This is a genomic window from Pedococcus sp. P1_H8 (assembly GCF_056405175.1).
This window is the reverse complement of sequence record NZ_JBFUCP010000415.1, coordinates 1-379: the sequence shown is the minus strand read 5'-3', so window position 1 is coordinate 379 and position 379 is coordinate 1. Positions and strand designations below refer to the sequence as shown.

The following is a 379-nucleotide window of genomic DNA, read 5'->3' as shown; positions in this document are numbered from 1 at the left end:
GTCGAGGGCGACATCCACCGCTACACCTTCGGCGAGATGGCGGTCCGGGCCAAGAAGCTCGCGCAGGCCCTCGGGCGGCTGGGCGTCGAGCCCGGAGACCGGGTCGGAACCCTGGCCTGGAACGGGTACCGCCATCTCGAGCTCTACTACGCGGCATCCGGCTCCGGCTCGATCCTGCACACGCTGAACCCGCGTCTGCACCCGGACCAGCTCGAGTGGATCATCAACGACGCCGCAGACAAGGTGCTGTTCTTCGACCTGACCTTCCTGCCGCTGGTGCGGGACCTGGCGCCGAAGCTGACGAGCGTCACGCACTTCGTCCTGATGTCGGACCGCGACCACCTGCCGGCGGACCCCGCCTCGATGCTCGCCTACGAGG

General features: G+C 68.6%; 1 protein-coding gene. It reads left to right on the top strand.

Annotated features, from left to right (window positions below; translation table 11 throughout):
• Positions 1 to 379 (top strand): AMP-binding protein (locus AC1DYG_RS20620; protein WP_477641691.1); only part of this gene is annotated, 379 nt, incomplete at both ends.